Source organism: Methylobacterium oxalidis (assembly GCF_007992195.1).
GTDB classification, from domain to species: Bacteria; Pseudomonadota; Alphaproteobacteria; order Rhizobiales; family Beijerinckiaceae; genus Methylobacterium; species Methylobacterium oxalidis.
The window spans coordinates 1-19,531 of record NZ_BJZU01000047.1 but is presented as its reverse complement, the minus strand read 5'-3'; the positions used below and the strand labels follow the sequence as shown (position 1 = coordinate 19,531).

Here is a 19,531-nt window from a genome sequence, read left to right as displayed (position 1 = left end):
CACCCCTCACCCGGTGCGCTCTCGCGCACTCGACCTCTCCCGGACGGGAGAGGTGGGGTGTGCCGCCGCCCCGCGTCGCGATCGAGGGTTGATCCTGAGCCCGCGAGCGGGCAACCGGGGCGGCATGAACAGGCCGCGCCCGCTCTCCGCCATCCGCTCCGCCCTCACGAGCGAGGCGGGCGGCGGGCTCGTCCTGATGGCGGCGGCCGCGCTCGCCCTCGCCGTGGCGAACTCGCCCCTCGCGGAGACCTACGCGCGGGCGCTCCACGCCTATCTCGGCCCGCTGAGCCTGCTGCACTGGATCAACGACGGCCTGATGGCGGTGTTCTTCCTGCTCGTCGGCCTGGAGATCAAGCGCGAGGCCCTCGACGGGCGCCTGCGCACCTGGCCGGACCGGGCGCTGCCGGGCATCGCGGCCCTCGGCGGCATGGTCGCCCCGGCCCTCGTCTACGTCGCCCTCAATACGGGCTCCGGCACGCTGCGCGGCTGGGCGATCCCCGCCGCCACCGACATCGCCTTCGCCCTCGGCGTCCTGGCGCTGCTCGGCCGGCGGGCGCCGGTCTCCCTCAAGGTCTTCCTGAGCGCCGTCGCGATCGTGGACGACCTCGGCGCCGTCATCATCATCGCGCTGTTCTACACGGGCGGGCTCGACCCGCTGATGCTCGGCCTCGCCGCCCTGACGTTGGCCGCCCTCGTCGCCCTCAACCGGGCCGGCGTCGCCCGGCTCGCGCCCTACCTCGTCCTCGGACTCCTGCTCTGGGTGTTCGTGCTGCGCTCCGGCGTCCACGCCACGGTGGCCGGCGTGCTCCTGGCGCTCACGATCCCGATCCGGCCGAGCCCGGGCCGGCCGGAGGACCCGACCTCGCCGCTCCACATCCTGGAGCACGCGCTGCTGCCCTACGTGACCTACCTGATCGTGCCCGTCTTCGGCTTCGCCAACGCGGGCGTGCGCCTCGTCGGCCTCTCGGCCGAGGCGCTCGTCCACCCCGTCACCCTCGGGGTGGCGCTCGGCCTGTTCCTCGGCAAGCAGGTCGGCATCTTCGCGAGCGTGCGGCTCGCCGTCGCCGCCGGCCTCGCCAGCCGCCCCGCGGGCGCGACCTGGGCGCAGGTCTACGGCGTCGCCATCCTGTGCGGCATCGGCTTCACCATGAGCCTGTTCATCGGCGGCCTCGCCTTCGCGGAGGGGGCGCATGAGACCGAGACGAAGCTCGGGGTGCTCGGCGGCTCGCTCCTCTCGGGGATCGCGGGCGCCGCGCTCCTCGCCCTCTCCGCCGGCCGCGAGCGCCGGGGGCGCGCGGCGGCCTCCGGGCCGGCCTGATCGTTGCGGCGCGCGCCGCCGGCCTGTAACCCGCCCATCCGGCCGCGCGCGGCCGCCCTGCACGGAGTGCCGCCCGATGCGCTACTATCTCGGCCTCGCGACGACCTTCCACGACCCGGCGCTCGCCCTCGTCGGGCCGGACGGCGCCGTCCTCTTCGCGGAGGCCGCCGAGCGCTACCTCCAGTACAAGCGCGCCCCGAACTGCGAGCCGGACCCGGCCTCGCGCATGGTCGGCCTCCTGAGGGCGCACGTGCCGGACGGCGCCGAGATCGTGGTGGCCTCGAGCTGGGGCGCGCAGTTCACCGACTTCCTGAAGGGGCAGGCCGGCAGCGGCGCCTTCGACCTCGAGGCGCTCGCCCGCCATCCGAGCACCCTCAACCGCTCCTTCGTGCCCGAGCAGGCCGAGCGCATCTTCATCGCCGACCTCGCCCTGGCGCAGGCGCGGGCCGGCTACGGCACCCTGCTGGCCCTGAACCAGGAGATCCGCGGCGGCGGCGGCCGGCCCCGCGCCCGCATCGCCGGCCAGCGGCGCTACGCCCACCACCTCGCCCACGCCGCCTACGGGCTCTGGGGGAGCCCCTTCTCCGAGGCCACGGCGCTGATCGTCGACGGCATGGGCGAGACGGGGGCCGCCGCCGTCTACCGGATGCGCGACAACCGCATCGAGGAGGTGCGCCGCCACCGCGGGCGCGGCTCGGTCGGCTTCCTCTACGGCCTCGTCACGGACCTCGCCGGCTTCGACCAGGTGAAGGGCGAGGAGTGGAAGATCATGGGGCTCGCCCCCTACGGCCGCACCGACCCGGAGCTGATGGCGCTGCTGCGCCGCCTGTTCGCGGTGGAGGCGGGGCGGCTGCGCTTCTCGGACGAGGCGACCGTGCAGGCGGTCGCCGCCGAGATCCTGGCCCGGCGCCCGGGAGACGCCCCGGAGAGCGGCTGGGCCGACCTCGCCCGCTGCGGGCAGGACATCTTCGCCGAGCTGATGGACGCGCTGGTGGACGAGGCGTGGCGGCTCGCGCCCCACGAGAACCTCGTGATCGCGGGCGGCTGCGGCCTCAACTCCTCCTACAACGGCCGGGTGCTCGGCCGCTCAGGCTTCGCCCGCCTGCACGTGCCCTCGGCGCCGGGCGACGACGGCAACGCGGTCGGCGCCGCCTGGCTCGCCTACGCCGAGGACCATCCGGACTGGCGCGGGCCGCCGGCCGCGTCGCGCCCGCTCTCGCCCTATCTCGGCTCGCGCGTCGCGACCGAGCCGCTCGAGCGGATGGCCGAGTGGGAGCCGCGGGCCCGCCGCCTCGGGCACGCGGGCGTGACGCGGGAGGCGGCGCGGATCCTGGCCGAGGGCGGCCTCGTCGGCTGGGTGCAGGGGCGGGCGGAGTTCGGGCCCCGCGCCCTCGGCAACCGCTCGATCCTGGCGGACCCGCGGCCTCCGCACGCCAAGGACGCGCTCAACGCCAAGGTGAAGTACCGGGAGGCGTTCCGCCCCTTCGCCCCCTCGATCCTGGCCGAGGCGGGGCCGGACTGGTTCGAGGACTACGCCGACAGCCCCTACATGGAGCGCACGCTCGTCTGGCGCGAGGCGGTGCGGGGGCGCGTGCCGGCGGTGGTGCACGCGGACGGCACCGGCCGGCTCCAGAGCGTCACGCCGGAGCGCAACCCGGCCTACGCCGCCCTGATCGCGGCCTTCGCCGAGCTGACGGGCGTGCCGATCCTGCTCAACACGAGCTTCAACGTGATGGGCAAGCCGATCCTCCACACGGCGGAGGACGCGATCCTGATGTTCTACACCACGGGGCTCGACGCCCTCGTGGTGGAGGACTGGCTGCTGACGAAGGCCGTCTGAGGGCTACTCGCAGACCTCGACGCGCTTGTAGACGAAATTGTCCTCGTCGAGCCACTCCTTGCGGCGCTCGTAGTGGCAGACGGGCGCGCGGCGCGGGCGCACCACGATCGCCTCCTCCTCCACGTAGACGGGCCGCGCCCGGTAGGCCGGCGGCGGCGGGGGAGCGGGCTGCGCGCCGTTCATCAGGGCGTTGGCCGCCACGCCGCCGAGCACCCCGCCGGCGACGCCGCCGAGGATCGCAGCGTTCATGCCGTCGCGGGCCGAGACGCCGGGCGCGCCGGCCGCGACGAGGAGGGCGGCCGCGAAGCCGGCCCGGACGAGGATGACGGAAGGGTGGAGGCGCACGCTCGAAATCTCCGGTTCGTGTTGCGACGAATCCAACATCCGGATGTTTAAGAATCCGCGAATGCGCCGCGCACAATCCGGTTGGGCGCATCCCGGAACGGAGAGGAATCCGGCCCATGCGGACACGCCGCCTCACCCTCGCCGCCCGCTCGACTGCCCTCTCGGCCGCCCTCCTGATCTGCCACGCCCTGCCGGCCTCCGCCGCCGAGGGGCCGGCCCGCCTCCTCGTCGGCCTCGACGGCAAGACCTTCTTCCGGCCCGGCGGCTCCGAGAACGGGCCGAACGGGCAGGACGCCCTGGCGGTGATCGACATCGCGGACCCGGCCCGGCCGCGCCTCGCCCACACGATCCCCCTCGACAACTCGGTCTACGGCCCGCCCACCAACCTCCAGATCACCCCGGACGGTCGCCTCGGCCTCGTGGCGAGCTCCGTCCTGATGCGGCGGGAGGGGGAGGCGTGGTACGCGCAGGCCGACGACCGGCTCCACGTCGTCGACCTCGCGGCGGAGCCGCCGCGCCTCGTCGAGACCGTCCGGGTCGGGCGCCAGCCCTCGGGCCTCGCCATCGGTCCGTCGGGCGACCTCGCCCTCGTCGCCAACCGCGAGGGGCGCAGCGTCACGGTGCTGGCCATCGCCGGCACGCGGGTGCGCCCGATCGCCACCGTCGACGTCGGGGACGAGGCGGCCGCCGTCGCCATCGCGCCGGACGGGCGGCGCGCCTTCGTCGCCAAGAACAAGGCCGGCCGGGTCGGCGTGCTGGCGATCTCGGGTGCGGAGGTCCGCTACGACCCGGCCCTCGACATGCCGGTCGGGCCCGGCACCTACGGCATCGAGGCGACGCCGGACGGCGCCTTCCTCTTCACCGGCAACACGGGGCCGGCGCCGAGCGACGGCCACGCCGACACGGTGGGGCTGATCCGGGCCGACGCGGCCCGCCCGGTCGTGCTCGACCATGCCGGCATCGGCGACACGGCCGAGGCGCTCGCCGTCTCGCCGGACGGGCGGTACGCCGCGGTCTCGGTGGTGAAGGGGGCCGCGGCCCCGCATGCCAGCCCGTCCTACACGCCGGGCGGCGCCGCGGTGCTCCTCGCCGTCGCGCCGGAGGGCCGGCTGCGCTACCTCGGCGAGGCGCCGGCCGGCGCCGTCACGCAGGGCATCGCCTTCGACCCGTCCGGCGGCTACGTCTACGTCGGCAACTACGCGGACCGGACGCTCGGCGTCTACCGGGTCGAGGGCGACACGATCCGCGAGACCGGCTTCCGCCTGGACCTGCCGGGCCAGCCGGCCTCGCTGCGGGGCCGGGCGCGGGGCGGCCTCCCGTGAGCGCCGACCATCACGGTTGCGAAAACCGCGTCAGAAGAGCGTCGAGCGTCACGATCTCGATGGTCGGCGGCAGGTCGGCGTACTCGTCCGGGGCGCCCTTGCGGTTCATCCAGGCGGTGGCGAAGCCGAAGGCGGCGGCGCCCGCCACGTCCCAGCGGTTCGAGGAGCAGAACAGCACCGCCGCCGGGCCGACGCCGAAGCGCTCGCAGACGATCCGGTAGGCGGCCGGGCTCGTCTTGAAGGTGCGGGCCGGGTCGACCGAGAGGGTCGCGTCGAGGCGGGGCCCGAGCCCCGCCGAGGCGACCGCCCGCTCCAGCATGGCGGTGTCGCCGTTCGAGAGGATCGCGGTGCGCAAGCCCCGCTCGCGCAGGGCGTCGAGGGTGGCCGGCACCTCCGGGTAGGCGTCGAGGTCGCGGTAGGCGTCGAGGAGCGCTTCCCGCAAGGCCCGGTCGACGCCCGGGTGCCGGGTCAGCGCGACGTCGAGCGCGGCCTCGGTCAGCGACCAGAAGCTGCGGTAGCGCCCCATCAGCCCGTAGACCCAGCTGTACTCGAGCTGCTTCGTGCGCCACGTCTCCGAGAGCGGACCCGCCTCGGGGCCGATCGCGGCGGCGTGGCGCTGCACCGCCGCGTGCACGTCGAACAGGGTGCCGTAGGCGTCGAAGACGGCAAGGCTCTTGCCGGCGAACAGGGTCTCGGTCACGGGGCGGGCCTCGGCGGGTCGGGCCCTGTGAGATGGCGCGGGGCCGGGCCGGGGCCAGAGGGTCAGGCCCGCTTCAGGCGCAGCCCGAACAGGTGCAGCGTGGCGAGCAGGATCGCGCCGTAGAGCGCGAAGCCCGCGCTGCCGAGGAGGGCGAGCACCGCGACCTCGCGCAGGTGCGGCAGCGCCGGCACCAGCCGGTCGGCCACGGGCAGGCCGTAGACCGCCACGAGGGTGAGCGCCGCGCAGGCGACCGTCACGCCGAGGATCGTGACGAGGAGCCCGCGCCCCGGCGCCGTCCAGCCCCGGCGCAGCGCCAGCACCACGAGCAGGACGAGGTTCACCCACTGGCTGACGGCGGTGGCGAGCGCGAGGCCCGTGACGCCGTAGGGGCCGGTGAGCACGATCTTGAGCCCGACATTGACGGCGATGGCCGTCAGCGAGGCGATCAGCGGCGTCGCGGTGTCGTGGCGGGCGTAGAAGCTCGCCACGGCGCTGCGCACCAGCACCACGGCGGGCAGCGCGAGGCCGTAGGCGGCCAGCACCGAGGCCGCGCGGGCGGCGTCCTCCGCGCCGAACGCGCCGCGCTGGAACAGGGCCGTCATGATCAGGCCCGGCAGGGTCAGGAAGGCCACCGTGAAGGGCGCCGAGAGGGCGAGCGAGAAGCCGGCCGCCCGGTTCTGCGCCGCGTGGGCGCCCGCCACGTCGCCCGCCGCGATGCGCCGGCTCATCTCGGGCAGGAGCACCGTGCCGGCCGCGATGGCGATGACGCCGAAGGGGAGCTGGTAGAGGCGGTCGGCGTAGTAGAGGGCCGAGACCGCGCCGATGGGCAGCAGGCTCGCGATGATGGTGTCGGCGAAGGCCGCGATCTGGAACCCGGCCGAGCCGATCACGGCGGGGCCGAGCACCTTGAAGAAGCGCCGCATGTCGGGGTCGGCGACGCGCGGCCGGGCGAGGCGCGGCGCGACGCCCGCGCGCCGGCAATCCCACCAGACGAGGGCGAGCTGCAGCACGCCCGAGACCACGACACCCCAGGCGGCGGCGTAGGCCGCGTTCGGGAACAGGAAGGCGAGACCGAGCGCCGCCAGCATCGCGAGGTTCAGGAGCACCGGCGCGCCGGCGGCGGCGGCGAAGCGCCGGTGGGCGTTCAGCACGCCGGACAGGAGCGTCACGAGCGTCATGAACAGGAGGTAGGGGAAGGTGATCCGGGTGAGCGCGACCGCGAGGTCGAAGCGGCCCGGATCCTCGGCGAAGCCCGGCGCCAGCGCCCGCACCACGAGCGGCATGGCCGGAAGGGCTACGGCGACGATCAGCGCCTGCACGATCAGCATCAGGGTGAAGACGCGGTCGGCGAAGGCGCGGGCCTCGCCCGCCGCGCCCGCCTCGGCCCGGCTCGCGTAGGCGGGCACGAAGGCGGTGTTGAAGGCGCCCTCGCCGAAGATCGCCCGGAAGTGGTTCGGCAGCCGGAAGGCCACCACGAAGGCGTCGGCCACGGGCCCCGCGCCCATCACGGCGGCCATCACCACGTCGCGGGCGAATCCCGTGGCGCGCGAGACCAGGGTCCAGCCGCCGACGGAGAGGATGGAGCGGATCATGCGGAGGCGCCCGGGCGGAGGCCCGCGGAGGCGGCGCGGCGTTCGATCTGGGGGGAGGAAATGACTCGGGCGCCCTGTCTCGGCCGGGTCGGTCCGGCGGCGCGCATCAAGAGCCGGTTTCGCGCCTCATCTCAAGAGGCGCGACGCGCACCCTCGCCCGTTCGGGTGAGGGCCGGGGTGAGGGGGGCAGGGTCCATGTCGGAGACGTCGCACCCCTCGCCCGGTCCGCTCGCCGCGGACCCGACCTCTCCCGGACGGGAGAGGCGGGCCCTCGCGAGCCCTACTTCGCCGCCTCGGCGTACATCGCCTCCACGTGCTCCCAGTTGACGAGGTTCTCGATGAACGCCTTCAGGTAGTCGGGGCGGCGGTTACGGTAGTCGATGTAGTAGGAGTGCTCCCACACGTCGACGCCGAGGATGGGCTTGGCGCCGTGCACGAGCGGGTTCTCGCCGTTCGGGGTCTTCATGATGGCGAGCTTGCCGTCCTTGACCGCGAGCCAGGCCCAGCCCGAGCCGAACTGGCCGACGCCGGCCTGGATGAAGTCCGCCTTGAACTTCTCGGCGCCGCCGAGATCCTCGTCGATCTTCCTGGCGAGCGCGCCGGGGATGGCGCCTCCGCCGTTCGGCTTCATCCACTGCCAGAAGTGGATGTGGTTGTAGTGCTGGCCGGCGTTGTTGAAGAGGGCCTGATTGGTGTTGTAGCTCGCCTTGACCACCTCCTCGACGCTCTTGCCCTGGAGGTCCGTGCCCTCGAGCAGCTTGTTGCCCGTGTCCACGTAGGCCTTGTGGTGCTTGTCGTGGTGAAACTCGAGGGTCTCCTTCGACATGTACGGCCCGAGCGCGTCGTAGGCGTAGGGGAGTTCCGGCAGGGTGAAGGTCATCGGCATCGCTCCGGGAGAGGGAGGCGGCGTCTCGCGAGGCCGCGTCCGCGGGTGGATCCTGTGCCGGCGGTCACGCGAGGCGCGCGCCGTCCTCAAGGCAACGGCCGCTTAGGTAAGTCGGTGCCACGGCCGCGGCAACGCCGAGCCGCCCCGCGCCTGTGCGAAAGCTTGGCCGCGCGCCGCGCCGCCCGCGAGAGGCCCGGAACCGGCCTTTCGCGCGCAAGTCACGTGCAAGTCCCGTGGACGAATCCGGACCGCGGGCGCCGCCGCGCCGTTTCGGATTTTGCAAAACCCGGTGAGGGTTTTACTGTTTCGCGGCCGGGACGTCCGGTCAGTGCCAGAGAGTATCATGATCGTTGCGCTCATCGCGCTCGCCGTCGCCATGATGATCGGCGGCACCGCCTCGGTGATCCAGGGCTTCCCCTTCGTCCGGCTGGAAAGCGGTCTCGCGATGGTGATCGCGGGCGCGACCGTCGCCTCGGCCGGCGCGGTCATCGCGGGCCTCGCGGTGGTGGCCGACCGGATCCGCCGGGTGGAGCGGGCGCTCGCCCTCGATGCCGCGGCACCGGCGGTCCACGATTTCGGGGTGCGCCCGCGCAACGCCCCGGCCTTCGCGGCGGACGCGTTCGCGCCCCGGCCCGAGCCGGCCGTCCCGGACCTGCTGCGCGGCCGCCCGGCCCTCGCCCCCGAGGCCGCGCCGATCGGCGGCGCGGCGCTCGCCGGGCTCGCGGCCGGCACCATCCTGTCCTCGGGCCGCACCACGCTGCCGCCCCTCGGCGCGGAGGCGCAAGGGCACGGGACCGGGGCGGAGCACCGGGCCGAGCCCGCACTGGCCGAGCCCGCACCGGCCGAGCCGGACCTGCCCGAGCCCGCGCTGCACGAGCCGGAACTGCCCCTGCCCGAGCCGGAGCAGCCGGGCGAGTCCGGCCTCGTCGCCGCCCGCCGCGAGCCGACCTTCGAGCCCGAGCCGGCGCCTCAGCCGGACGACGGCATCTCCCCCGAAGACGACCTGTTCGCCGGGCCGGCCGAGCCCTCACCCGAGACGCGGGCCCCGGAGCCCCGCTTCGACGAGGCCGGGGACATCGCGCTGCGCCCCACCCTGCAGGAGCCTTCCACTGGCCCCGAGGGCGAGGCGGAGCGTCCGGGCGGCGCTCCGGACGCGGAGACCGCCGCCGGGGAGCCTTCCGAGCCAGCGCCGCCCCGCGAGATCGTCGGGACGCACGCCTCGGGCGGCAACACCTACGTCATGTACGCGGACGGATCGATCGAGGCGGAGACGCCGCAGGGCCGCTTCACCTTCAACTCCCTCGACGAGCTCAAGGCATTCGTCGATTCCGGCGGCGAGGGCCAGACGCGCGGGGCCGCCTGAGGGCGGGTTCGCGGCGGGGAGCGCTCAGGCCAGCGGGTTCAGGGCGTCGTTGCGCTGGGGCAGCGGCGCCAGCATGGTCAGGCGGAAGCCCTCCGGCGCGTAGTCCGTCGTCACCTCGGCCTGGACCTGCGTGGTCAGCACCCGCTGCAGCAGGCGCGAGCCGAAGCCCTGGCGGCGCGGCGGCTCGACGGGCGGCCCGCCGGATTCCCGCCACTCGAAGCGGAGCGTCCCGGCCGGCCCTCCGGGCAGGAGCGACCACGCGACCGCGACGCGCCCGCCCCGGGTCGAGAGCGCGCCGTACTTCGCCGCGTTGGTGGTCAGTTCGTGAATCGCCATGCCGATCGGCACCGCGATCTCGGAGGCGAGGTCCACGGGCGGTCCCTCAAGGCTCACGCGGCCGTCCGCGGTGCCCTCCATCGTGCCCTCGGCGTAGGGCTTCAGCTCGTTGACGAGGAGGGTGCGCAGGGAGGCGGTCTGCCAGGTGTCCTCGGTCAGCACCGCGTGCGTGTGGGCGAGCGACATGATGCGGCCGACGAAGGCCTCGTAGAAGCTCTCGATGCTGGAGGCGGTCCGCGCCGTGGAGCCGACGATGGCCTGGACGGTGGCGAGCGTGTTCTTCACCCGGTGGTGGAGCTCGCGGATCAGCAGGCTCTGGCGCTCCTCGGCGAGCCGCCGGTCCGTCACGTCGGCGACCACCCCGATCAGCCGCCGCGGCAGCCGGTTCGGCGCGTCGCGCTCCAAGCGGCCCGCCATCTCGATCGTGCGCCACGCCCCGTCGTTCTTGCGGCGCACGCGCCCGGCGACGTGGAGGATGCCGTCCTCCCGCAGCGCGCTGGAGATCGCCGCGCGCACGGCCTTGCGGTCGTCGGGGTGGAGCACCTCGTTGAGGAACTCCGTCTTGCCCACGCTGCCGTCCTCGGGTGTGCGCCCGAAGATCTCGAACATGCGCTCGTTCTCCCAGATCGCATGGTCGTCGAGCATGTGCCACTCGAAGATGCCGAGGCGGGCGAGCGAGGTCGCCACCCGCAGGCGCTGCTCGCGGCCGAGCAGGGCGTCCCGCGCCTCCACCCGCGTGGTGATGTCCTGCACCACCCCGACCATGCCGGAGAGGCCGCCCTCCGGGCCCGCGAGCGGCTGGCCGCGCACGCCGATGATCACCTCGCTCCCGTCCGCTCGGACGATCCGGCACTCGAAGAAGTAGGGCCGGCCGCGCTCGATCGCCTCGCCCACGAGGCCGCCGATGCGGAGGCGCTCGGACTCGCTCAGGCTGGCGCGCAGGTCGCGCCAGGTGAGTGAGGGGCCGGGAGCGTGGCCGAGGATCTGGCCGGCGCGCCGCGACAGGGTGATGCGGCCGCTGCCCGCGTCCCAGCGCCACTCGCCGAGCCCCGCAGCCGTGAGGGCCTCGCGGTTCTGCTCGGCGCGCACCGCCTCGTCCGGATCGACCGACTGCACCAGCAGGGTGCGCCCGGCCGCGCCCGAGCGGGTGACGCGCACCTCCACCGCGCGCCCGTCGGCGGCGCGCCAGCTCTGGATGCCCTCGGCCGGAAGGTGGCCCCCGACGATGTCGGAGAGCGGGATCCCGCTCAGGCGCCCGGGCTCGTAGCCGAGGAGGCGGCACAGGTGCCGGTTGGCGTCGAGGATGCGGTTCTCGGCCGGCGACACGATCGCGAGGCCGACGGCCGCCTCCTCGAAGGCTGCCCGATGAAGATCCCCCGCATCCGAGCCCGGGTAATCCGCCCTGTCGCCCAATCCGAACCTCGCAAGGTCCCGGCAACGTTGCGGGGGCGATGCCGCCCGCCCGCGTGCCGGGCGGCCTCAAGATGGACGCAGCGCCCCTCAGCGGCAAGGCGAGGCCGCGCAACGCCCTGTGCGCAGGAGCACCGAAGCCGGCTTCGTCAGGTCCGGACGAACTCCAGGTAGGTCGGCCGCCGCCCGGCCGCGATCGCCTTCGCCTCGTAGCGGGTGCCCGGCCAGTCCGGGTAGGGCTCCCTCCAGTCCGCCGCCGAGCGCGCCGTCCAGGCGAGGCCCGGGCAGCGGGCGGCGCGCACGAGCGTCCAGCCCGCGTAGTCGTCGATGTCGCTGGCGAAGCGGAACAGGCCGCCGGGCTTCAGCACGCGCGCGATCTCGGCGAGCGACTCGTCCGAGACGAAGCGGCGCTTGCGCTGGCGGCGCTTCGGCCAGGGATCCGGATAGAGCAGGTAGACCCGGGAGAGGCTCGCGTCCGGGAGCGCCGCGAGGAGCGCCGTGACGTCCTCGTCGCGCACGCGGATGTTGGCGAGGCCGCCCTCGTCCACCGCGCGCAGCAGCTTGACGACGCCATTGACGAAGGGCTCCGCGCCGATGAAGCCGATCTCCGGATGGGTGCGCGCCTGGTGGGCGAGGTGCTCGCCGCCGCCGAAGCCGATCTCCAGCCAGTGCGCGCTCTTCGGTTCGGCGAAGAGGGCGGCCGGATCGAGCCGCCCGCCCGGCTCCGGCAGGACGACGCGCAGGCGCGGAAGCAGCTCGGCGAGGCGCTGCTCCTGGCCCTCCCGCAGGCGCTTGCCCTTGCGCCGCCCGAAGAAGGCCCGCTCGGGCGTCTCAGGCGCGCTCCGCCCGGGTGTCGTCACGCAACGCTCCGTGATCGCGCGGCGGTCCGTGCCGGGCGCGACGGGCACCCCTCCCGCGCGGGGAGAGGGCCGGGGTTGTGGGGATCGGCCGTGTCCTGGAGGACCCGCGCCCGGCGCGGGTCGCCGCGCGCGGGGTCCGGGACTGCGGTCAGGCGAGGGCCGACTTCAGCGCCTCGGCGAGGTCGGTGCGCTCCCAGGAGAAGCCGCCGTCGGCCTCCGGGGCGCGGCCGAAATGGCCGTAGGCCGAGGTGCGGGCGTAGATCGGCTTGTTGAGGCCGAGCTTCGTCCGGATGCCGCGCGGCGAGAGGTCCATCGAGTCCGTCAGCACGGCCTCGAGCCTGGCCTCGTCCACCTTGCCGGTGCCGTGCAGGTCCACGTAGATCGACAGGGGCTTGGCCACGCCGATCGCGTAGGCGAGCTGGATCGTGGCGCGGCTCGCGAGGCCCGCGGCCACCACGTTCTTGGCGAGGTAGCGCGCCGCGTAGGCCGCCGAGCGGTCGACCTTGGTCGGGTCCTTGCCCGAGAAGGCGCCGCCGCCGTGGGGCGCCGCGCCGCCGTAGGTGTCGACGATGATCTTGCGGCCGGTGAGGCCCGCGTCGCCGTCCGGACCGCCGATCACGAACTTGCCGGTCGGGTTGACGTGCCAGATCGTGCCCTCGGTGACCCAGCCCTGCGGCAGGGCCTTCAGGATGTAGGGCTCCACGATGGCGCGCACGTCCGCGGAATCGAGGGTGTCGTCGAGGTGCTGGGTCGAGAGCACGATCTGCGTCACCTCGACCGGGCGGCCGTTGGCGTAGCGCACGGTGACCTGGCTCTTGGCATCGGGCCCGAGCACCGCCGCATCGCCCTCGCGCGCCTTGCGGGCGTCGGCGAGGTCCTTGAGGATCTTGTGCGCGTAGAAGATCGGGGCCGGCATCAGCTCCGGGGTCTCGTCGGCGGCGTAGCCGAACATGATGCCCTGGTCGCCCGCGCCCTCGTCCTTGTTGCCGGAGGCGTCCACGCCCTGCGCGATGTCGGCCGACTGCGCGTGCAGGTGGATGGCGACGTCGTTGTTCTTCCAGTGGAACCCGTCCTGCTCGTAGCCGATGTCCTTCACGGCCTCGCGGGTCAGGTGCTCCAGGTCCTTGAAGGTCACCGAGTCGGGGCCGCGCACCTCGCCCGCGATCACGATGCGGTTCGTCGTGGCCAGCGTCTCGACGCCGAGGCGGGCCTCCGGCATCGCGGCCAGGTAGGCATCCACGACGGTGTCGGAGATCCGGTCGCACACCTTGTCGGGGTGGCCCTCGGAGACGGACTCGCTCGTGAACAGGTAGTCGGAACGCGGCATGGGCAGCACCCCCGTTTGCGGGCGCACCGTGCTGTGCGGCGCTCGACCCGGTTCGATGGAAGCCGGGTTCTCGCACCGGCGAGAGGACTCGGTCAAGATGAAATGAAGAACGCGTCCGTTTTAACGGACGCTTCCGCCGGCCTATCAGCCGTTCAGCTTGCGGTCCAGGGCGTGCACGGCGGCGGCGATGCCGCGGCGCGTGTCCTCCGAGACGTTCTCGGAGAGATGGCGCGCCAGCACGTCGACGAGGGCCTGCCAGTCGCCGCCCCCGGCGTAGTCCTGCTGGCGCTCCTCCGCGAAGCCCTGGGGCGGGATGTCGTCGAGGCGCTTCATGCCCTGGAAGAAGTGCTCCAGCGGCACGCCCGTCATTCGGGCGAAGATCTCCAGGTGCACGGCGCTGATGCGGTTCGTGCCCTTCTCGTATTTCTGGAGCTGGGCGGCCGACATGCCGAAGCTCTGGGCGACGCGGCGCTGCGTCAGGGAAGCCCGCCGCCGCTCCTCGGCGATGCGCTGCCCGATATAGGCATCCCGATCGTCGGTCTTCTGGCCTGCCATCGAAGTCTCGTCACGTCCGCCGGTCGCCGAGCCCCGAACGCAGAGCCGGCGTGTTACGCTTAAGGTTCGGCCGTGTCTTTGTCACGGCACGCTGATCCGAATACGTAATACGCATCGCGCGAGCGTGCCACAAACGCCACACGTCTCTCCGTCGAAGAGTGTAGGGCGCGCCGCGCGGCCGGTCATCGCTGCGCGCGGTGGCGGACGCCTCGGCCGCGGTGCGCCAGCGACGCCGAGATCAGCGGCGTTGCATGGAGGCCCCGTCCGAAGACGCTGGCGACAGGGCGGGCGCGGACCCGAGCCGGCGGCGCGAGACCGCCAGCGCGAGGCAGGCCAGCGCCGCGCCGGCAAGTATGTCGGGCAGATAGTGGCCGCCCGCGCCGACCGTGCCGACGATCACGGCGCCGTTGAGCGCGACGGCTGCCGGGCCGATCAGCCGCAGCGGGGCGAGCGCCCAGGCGGTCAGGATCGCGAGGCAGACGTGGAAGGAGGGGAACGTCACCAGCGCGCGGATGTCGCCGAGGGCGAGCGACCGCAGCGCTCCGCTCCGCAGGCGTTCCAGCGGCTCGAGGTGCCAGAGTGCCCCGACGGTCTCGATGTGCCCCGCCGGCACGCGCTCCGGCGCGTAGAAGGCGTAGGGGCCCTGAGCCGGCAGCACGGCCGAGACCGCGATCACGACGAGGAGCGTGCCCGCGAACAGGCGGACGAAGCGCCAGAGCCGGCCGAGGCGGCGGGTCGCGCTGAGCGCGATGACGACGAGCGCCACCTGCGGGCCGCTGGAATGGTAGGCGAGGGCAAGGCCGCGGGCGAGGACGGGGTGCTCCGCCAGGACGCCGAGATAGGCCGGCCAGTCGAAGCCGAGGGCGGCCTCGGCCCGGGCGAGGCTCGCATCCACCAGCGGGAAGGCCAAGGTCGCCGCGAGGTAGTGCAGGATCGCGGCCGGCACGGTCACGGCGATCAGGCAGGCGCTCGCCAGCGCCATGCCGCGCAGGGTCGGCTCCGGGCGAACCGTGCCGCAGTAGGCGGCGGCGAGCAGCAGCGCGCAGACGAGCCCCGCGCAGGACGCGAAGCCGGCGGGCTCCACCTCCACCCGCAGCAGGGCGAGCCACGCCGCGTCAAGGGCCACGACCGCGGCGATCGCGACCCAGAGTCGGAGACCGGGGGCGGCCAGCGCGGACGAGAGCCGGGACAGGCGGGCGAGCCAGGTCCTCGGAGCCCATCGCCGCTCCCATGCAGGCCGATGAGCCGGGCCTAACGTTCCTGCTGTCATGTCCGGGGTCGCTCTCCGCTCGGCCGATACGGCCGCCCGGGGATACGCGCGGCCGCCGGGATGGTTCGCGGGCGCACGGGCCGGATGGTTCGCGGACGCACGGGCCGGATGGTTCGCGGGCGCACGGAGACGACGGTGCGCCGCCGCGCGCGACGGGAGCGGCAACGCCGGTCCGGCCGGATCATCCGGGCCGGCAAGACCGGTCTCCGCGCGATCTTCGGACGCCTCGTCGCTCCATCTCGTCAGATGAGCCCAGTGCTAACGTGCAGAAACGGACGGAACCGCGCGGATCATTACTATAATGGAACCGCTCGACAGGCGATGATTTGTCGAAGTTCGATTTGCGTGAGCGTGAGGCGTCGGTCTGTGTCGATGAAATGCCGAGGACATCGGTATTGTCCGCCTCCCTCCCTGTCCCGCGCGGCGTTGATCGTTGTGCTCGGCGTCGTGCACGGGTCCGCCCTGGCGGAGGATCTCGCCGGGACTGGTGCGGGCGGGCGATTCGACTTGCCGGAGCGGCCTGCGCCGCTCTTCACGTTGCCGCAGATCATCGCGCTCCTGCCGCCCTTGCCCGAGCCGCCGAGCGAGGCCGCGCAGGCCACGGGGTCGGTCGCCGCGCCGGCGGGGCGGGGCGAGACGCGGGCGGCCGGGGAACTGCCGAGGGGCCGTCACCTCGCCCTGAGGCGGGGCGCTCCGCTGGGGAGCGGGCGCGCCACTTGGTATCAGCACCCGGGCCGGACCGCGAGCGGCGAGCGCTACGACCCGGACGGGCTCACGGCGGCCCATGCGAGCCTGCCGTTCGGCTCGCGCGTCCGCGTCGTCAACCGGTCGAACAACCGCTCCGTCGTGGTGCGGATCACCGACCGCATCAACGTGCGGACGAAGGCCAAGCGGAGCTACGTGATCGACCTCTCGCGGGGGAGCGCGCGGGCTCTCGGCATCTCGGGCGTCGCCCAGGTCGCCCTCTACCGGGCGGACGCGCCGCAGGATCCTTAAGGTCCGGACCGGCCGCAGCCCTCGACCCGAGAATGGATGGCGTCCCCGGCAGGGCTCGAACCTGCGACCCCAGGTTTCATACCACCTCGGCTTTCGCCGCCGCCCGCGGAGGAGCGTTCGTGGCCTGGACTATCCCTTCGCCCTAGGCTCCCGGTCAGGAAAGCCCTTAGGCGCCGCCCGTCTAGTCTCTACACCTTCCCGCCCGGCGAGCCGGTCGGGCTTGGCTCGGGATCGGCAGGGCGCGGTGCACGCGCCGTGAGCTTTCCCCGAATTTGAGCGGATCCGCCGCGCGGTTTCCCGGCGCGACGCCCAATTTGGCCTTTAGGAAACCTGTGCTCTGTCCAGCTGAGCTACGGAGACTGAACCGCCCCGTCCTTACCATCATCGCCGTGCGAGGCCAACCAGACCGCGGCGCCCGTCTCCGCGACATCGCCGGCGACATGGCGCAGGCCGAGTTCCAGCGCCCGGACCCTGTGCAGAAGGCTGATGCTCCGCATCGTCGCCGCGATCGCCGCCTCGCCGTAGCGTTCGAGGACGGTGGCGGCCTTCTCGACCTCCTCGGCGCACCACGCATCGAGGAGCGGCGCCTCGCCGGCGGAGGCGGATGCGGCGAGGAGAGCGGGTTCCGGCTGCTTCAGCATCGGCGGTACTCTACCAAAAACTGTATCAAAACACACACTACAACTTTCGTACGGAAGCGACAGGGTCCGGCGGCGGACGGCGGTTCTGTGTCGCGCCGGCCTCAGCGACCGCAAAATCGTCTTCGGAGCACCGCCCGGGGCCCGGATTCCGCTACGATTCCGGTCTCTGGATCGGACGCATGAGAGCACGCCCCATCGATCGCCGCGCGGCGGGCGCCGCGCTCGCCGCGTTGCTGGCACTCCTCCTCGCCGGCGCCCCGGCGCAGGCCGCGCCGCGCCTCGGCCCGGCGGAGTGCCGCGCCGCGCCGGCGCGCCGCGACGCCGTGCGGGAGGTCGCCTCACGCGGCGAGGTCGTGCTCGCGTCGGGCACCCGGGCCGTGCTCGGCTCGCTGCGCTGGCCGGACGAGGCCGAGGTCGCCGCGGCGGCCGAATCGTGGCTCGCTGCCCGGCGCGGCCGGCCCCTCGACGTCGTCGTGCGGGGCGAGGCCGACCGCTGGGGGCGGGTGCGGATCGACGCTGCGGCGGCGGACGGGGAGGAGACGGTCGACCTCGCGGGCGGCCTCGTCGCCGAGGGCCTCGCCCATGTGGACGCGGGCGAGGGCGACGCACTCTGCCGGCCGGCCCTGCTGCGGCTGGAGGAGGCTGCCCGCCGCCGCGGCCTCGGCGTCTGGCGCCGGCCGGTGCGGGAGGCTAAGGACGGGGCCGGGCTGCGGGCCGAGGCCGGTCGCTTCGTGGTGGCCGAAGGCCGGATCCGATCCGTCGGGGTGCGGCCCTCGCGCACCTATCTCGATTTCGTGCGCCGCGGCGAGGACGGGCTGACGGTGACCGTGTCGAAACGCACTTGGCGCCGGCTGCAGGAACATGGTTTCGATGCGGCGGGACTCCGGGGACGCGCCGTCCGGGTGCGCGGCGTCGTGGAGGTCTGGCGCGGCCCGGTCCTCGACGTCGCGAGCGCCGAGATGATCGAGGTTCTGGATTCCGAAGGGGCGGAGCCGCGCGAGGCGGCTGCGGAGAGGGAGCGGGCGCTGCGGCGCTAGACGGCATGAGCGGGGTCTTGCAGGAAGCCGGATCACGGGGTGCGTGCCGCAGAGCGGCGAACGCGGCGGAAAACGCGCGCGGGACAGGATCTCTGCGCCCGCGCACCGAAGGGATCGCTCTCGCGGCCCTGGCGCTCCTCCTCTCGGCCTGCGCCGGCGAGCACACCGGAGCGGTGCTGACGCCCGCCGCCGTCACGGTTCCGGCCGACGCGCCGCGCACCACCGGGCGCGAGCGCTCGGCCTCGGACGCGGACCACGCCAAGCTCGTCGCCTCCTTCGGCGGGGAGTACCGCGCCCCCGGCGCGCTGCGCCTGCTGACCGAGGTCACCGACCGCCTCGTCAAGGCGAGCGACCGGCCGGACCAGACCTACGTCGTGACCCTGCTCGACTCGCCCGTCGTCAACGCCTTCGCGCTGCCGAGCGGGCGGCTCTACGCGACGCGCGGCCTCGTGGCGCTGGCGAGCGACACCTCGGAGATCGCCGCGGTGCTGGCCCACGAGATCGCGCACGTCACCCTCAGCCACGCGAGCGCCCGCACCGAGCTGGAGCTGCGCTCGCAGCTCGTGAGCCGGGTGGTTGCCGACGTGCTGAACGACCCGGCCACCGGCGCGCAGCTCCAGAGCCAGTCCCGCTTCGCCATCGCGCGCTTCTCGCGAGACCAGGAGCTCGAGGCCGACGGGGCGGGCGTGCGCACCCTCGCCAAGGCCGGCTACGACGCGTTCGGCGCCGCGCGCTTCCTCACGGCGCTCAGCCGCACGGTGGCCCTGAAGGCGGGCTCGGGCGGGCCGGGTGAGCCCGACATGCTCGCCACCCATCCGGCCACCACGGAGCGGATCGCCCTCGTCACCCGCGCCGCGCGCCGCATCGGCGCGCCGGGCCTCGGCAGCGACGACCGCGCCCGCTACCTCGCGGCGGTCGACGGGATCGCCTACGGCGACGATCCGGGCGAGGGCGTGGTGCGCGGGCGCCGCTTCGTCCATCCGAGCCTCGGCATCGCCTTCGACGTGCCGGACGGGTTCACGATCGAGAACACCCGCAACGCGGTCCTCGGCACCACCAACGAGGGCAGCCGCCGGCTCCTGTTCGATCAGGTCGAGGCGAGCGCGGGCCAGGACCTCGACGCGGTGTTGAAGGCGACCTGGAACGACGCCCTGGAGGCGGGCTCCGTCGAGAACCGGACCATCGCCGGGCGTCCCGGCGCGACGGCGCTCTCCCGCGGCAAGGACTGGACCTTCCGCCTCGCCGCGATCCGGGTGGGCGACACGGTGTTCCGGATGATCATGGCCGCCAAGGGCGCCACCGACCCGGACCCCGCCTTCCGGCGCTGGACGGGCAGCCTGACGACGCTGAACCCCGACGAGGCGCGGGGCCTCAAGGCGCTGCGGATCCAGGTGCTGCCGGCCGCTTCCGAGAGCGCCGAGGAGATGTCCCGCCGCATGGCCGTGTCCGACCGCGCCCTCGACCGCTTCCTCGTCCTCAACGGCATGGAGAAGGGCGCCGCGCTGAAGGTCGGGCAGGGCTACAAGGTGGTGGTGGAGTAGGGGCCAGGCTTGCGCCTCCCCACCTCCCCCGTTCGGGAGGTCTGAGTCGGCGTCAGCCGACCGGCTGAGGGGTTCGCGCCATCCGGAAAGGTCGCACACCTCACCCCAACCCTCTCCCGAACGGAAGAGGGGGCGCGTCGGGCCCGGTCGTTTCCAAGCTGCGTAGGAGAAGCGCCGCCATCACCTCTCCCG

17 protein-coding genes are annotated in these 19,531 nt (G+C 73.8%); 7 read left to right on the top strand and 10 right to left on the bottom strand.

Going from position 1 to position 19,531, the window contains the following annotated elements; all coding sequences use genetic code 11:
- Positions 1-124 precede the first annotated feature (124 nt).
- Together nhaA and MOX02_RS12585 are read left to right on the top strand one after the other, a co-directional pair.
- Complete coding sequence (gene nhaA, locus MOX02_RS12590) at positions 125-1,318, top strand: Na+/H+ antiporter NhaA (RefSeq protein WP_147026140.1); 1,194 nt, start codon at positions 125-127, stop codon at positions 1,316-1,318.
- 76 nt (positions 1,319-1,394) lie between these two features.
- Entirely contained in the window at positions 1,395-3,158 is a 1,764-nt protein-coding gene (locus MOX02_RS12585) for a carbamoyltransferase family protein (RefSeq protein ID WP_147026139.1), read from the top strand.
- Between the two features lie 3 nt (positions 3,159-3,161).
- Here the strand turns inward: MOX02_RS12585 and MOX02_RS12580 are convergent, their stop codons facing one another.
- Positions 3,162-3,503, bottom strand: coding sequence for a hypothetical protein (locus tag MOX02_RS12580; RefSeq protein WP_147026138.1), 342 nt, complete (start codon positions 3,501-3,503; stop codon positions 3,162-3,164).
- Between the two features lie 116 nt (positions 3,504-3,619).
- Here MOX02_RS12580 and MOX02_RS12575 point away from each other — a divergent pair, with 116 nt between their 5' ends.
- A complete protein-coding gene (locus MOX02_RS12575) occupies positions 3,620-4,825 on the top strand; it encodes a YncE family protein (protein ID WP_147026137.1) in 1,206 nt (401 codons plus the stop codon).
- Positions 4,826-4,835: 10 nt separating this feature from the next.
- Here MOX02_RS12575 and MOX02_RS12570 read toward each other — a convergent pair whose 3' ends face one another.
- The 3 genes from MOX02_RS12570 to MOX02_RS12560 all read right to left on the bottom strand — a co-directional run bounded on the left by MOX02_RS12570 (position 4,836) and on the right by MOX02_RS12560 (position 7,997).
- Positions 4,836-5,525, bottom strand: a complete 690-nt coding sequence (locus MOX02_RS12570; RefSeq protein WP_147026136.1) for a haloacid dehalogenase type II — start codon at positions 5,523-5,525, stop codon at positions 4,836-4,838.
- Positions 5,526-5,587: 62 nt separating this feature from the next.
- A complete protein-coding gene (murJ, locus tag MOX02_RS12565; RefSeq protein WP_147026135.1) occupies positions 5,588-7,117 on the bottom strand; it encodes a murein biosynthesis integral membrane protein MurJ in 1,530 nt (509 codons plus the stop codon).
- A 280-nt stretch (positions 7,118-7,397) separates the two neighbouring features.
- A complete protein-coding gene (locus MOX02_RS12560) occupies positions 7,398-7,997 on the bottom strand; it encodes a superoxide dismutase (RefSeq protein WP_147026134.1) in 600 nt (199 codons plus the stop codon).
- A gap of 349 nt (positions 7,998-8,346) precedes the next feature.
- Between MOX02_RS12560 and MOX02_RS12555 the strand changes: the two genes are divergently transcribed.
- Complete coding sequence (locus MOX02_RS12555) at positions 8,347-9,366, top strand: hypothetical protein (RefSeq protein ID WP_147026133.1); 1,020 nt, start codon at positions 8,347-8,349, stop codon at positions 9,364-9,366.
- Positions 9,367-9,390: 24 nt separating this feature from the next.
- On the opposite strand, the gene MOX02_RS12550 is transcribed toward MOX02_RS12555, so the two are convergent.
- From MOX02_RS12550 to MOX02_RS12530, 5 genes are all read right to left on the bottom strand, one after another.
- On the bottom strand, positions 9,391-11,115 hold the full coding sequence (locus MOX02_RS12550; RefSeq protein WP_147026132.1) for an HWE histidine kinase domain-containing protein: 1,725 nt from the start codon (positions 11,113-11,115) through the stop codon (positions 9,391-9,393).
- A gap of 146 nt (positions 11,116-11,261) precedes the next feature.
- Positions 11,262-11,972, bottom strand: coding sequence for a tRNA (guanine(46)-N(7))-methyltransferase TrmB (gene trmB / locus MOX02_RS12545; RefSeq protein WP_147026131.1), 711 nt, complete (start codon positions 11,970-11,972; stop codon positions 11,262-11,264).
- A 148-nt stretch (positions 11,973-12,120) separates the two neighbouring features.
- Positions 12,121-13,299 (bottom strand): methionine adenosyltransferase, encoded by a 1,179-nt coding sequence (gene metK, locus MOX02_RS12540; RefSeq protein WP_147026130.1) that lies wholly within the window; start codon positions 13,297-13,299, stop codon positions 12,121-12,123.
- 144 nt (positions 13,300-13,443) lie between these two features.
- Positions 13,444-13,854 carry a helix-turn-helix domain-containing protein gene (locus tag MOX02_RS12535; protein WP_147026129.1) on the bottom strand — a complete coding sequence of 137 codons (411 nt, stop codon included), beginning with the start codon at positions 13,852-13,854 and terminating at the stop codon, positions 13,444-13,446.
- A gap of 238 nt (positions 13,855-14,092) precedes the next feature.
- Positions 14,093-14,980, bottom strand: coding sequence for a phosphatase PAP2 family protein (locus MOX02_RS12530; protein WP_238179925.1), 888 nt, complete (start codon positions 14,978-14,980; stop codon positions 14,093-14,095).
- A gap of 798 nt (positions 14,981-15,778) precedes the next feature.
- Here MOX02_RS12530 and MOX02_RS32155 point away from each other — a divergent pair.
- On the top strand, positions 15,779-16,120 hold the full coding sequence (locus tag MOX02_RS32155) for a septal ring lytic transglycosylase RlpA family protein (protein ID WP_147026141.1): 342 nt from the start codon (positions 15,779-15,781) through the stop codon (positions 16,118-16,120).
- 350 nt (positions 16,121-16,470) lie between these two features.
- On the opposite strand, the gene MOX02_RS12520 is transcribed toward MOX02_RS32155, so the two are convergent.
- Entirely contained in the window at positions 16,471-16,761 is a 291-nt protein-coding gene (locus MOX02_RS12520) for a hypothetical protein (RefSeq protein WP_147026127.1), read from the bottom strand.
- A gap of 179 nt (positions 16,762-16,940) precedes the next feature.
- Between MOX02_RS12520 and MOX02_RS12515 the strand changes: the two genes are divergently transcribed.
- The gene (locus MOX02_RS12515) at positions 16,941-17,798 is read left to right on the top strand and encodes a DNA-binding protein (RefSeq protein ID WP_147026126.1); all 858 of its coding nucleotides are present in this window, start codon (positions 16,941-16,943) and stop codon (positions 17,796-17,798) included.
- A gap of 5 nt (positions 17,799-17,803) precedes the next feature.
- Positions 17,804-19,339, top strand: a complete 1,536-nt coding sequence (locus MOX02_RS12510) for a M48 family metalloprotease (protein ID WP_147026125.1) — start codon at positions 17,804-17,806, stop codon at positions 19,337-19,339.
- The last annotated feature ends 192 nt before the right edge of the window (positions 19,340-19,531 follow it).

Bases quoted from the DNA above. Each gene is read 5' to 3' on its own strand.
- nhaA (WP_147026140.1), top strand. From the start codon at position 125: ATGAACAGGCCGCGCCCGCTCTCCGCCATCCGCTCCGCCCTCACGAGC.
- MOX02_RS12585 (WP_147026139.1), top strand. From the start codon at position 1,395: ATGCGCTACTATCTCGGCCTCGCGACGACCTTCCACGACCCGGCGCTC.
- MOX02_RS12575 (WP_147026137.1), top strand. From the start codon at position 3,620: ATGCGGACACGCCGCCTCACCCTCGCCGCCCGCTCGACTGCCCTCTCG.
- murJ (WP_147026135.1), bottom strand. From the start codon at position 7,117: ATGATCCGCTCCATCCTCTCCGTCGGCGGCTGGACCCTGGTCTCGCGC.
- MOX02_RS12560 (WP_147026134.1), bottom strand. From the start codon at position 7,997: ATGACCTTCACCCTGCCGGAACTCCCCTACGCCTACGACGCGCTCGGG.
- MOX02_RS12555 (WP_147026133.1), top strand. From the start codon at position 8,347: ATGATCGTTGCGCTCATCGCGCTCGCCGTCGCCATGATGATCGGCGGC.
- metK (WP_147026130.1), bottom strand. From the start codon at position 13,299: ATGCCGCGTTCCGACTACCTGTTCACGAGCGAGTCCGTCTCCGAGGGC.
- MOX02_RS12535 (WP_147026129.1), bottom strand. From the start codon at position 13,854: ATGGCAGGCCAGAAGACCGACGATCGGGATGCCTATATCGGGCAGCGC.
- MOX02_RS12520 (WP_147026127.1), bottom strand. From the start codon at position 16,761: ATGCTGAAGCAGCCGGAACCCGCTCTCCTCGCCGCATCCGCCTCCGCC.
- MOX02_RS12515 (WP_147026126.1), top strand. From the start codon at position 16,941: ATGAGAGCACGCCCCATCGATCGCCGCGCGGCGGGCGCCGCGCTCGCC.
- MOX02_RS12510 (WP_147026125.1), top strand. From the start codon at position 17,804: ATGAGCGGGGTCTTGCAGGAAGCCGGATCACGGGGTGCGTGCCGCAGA.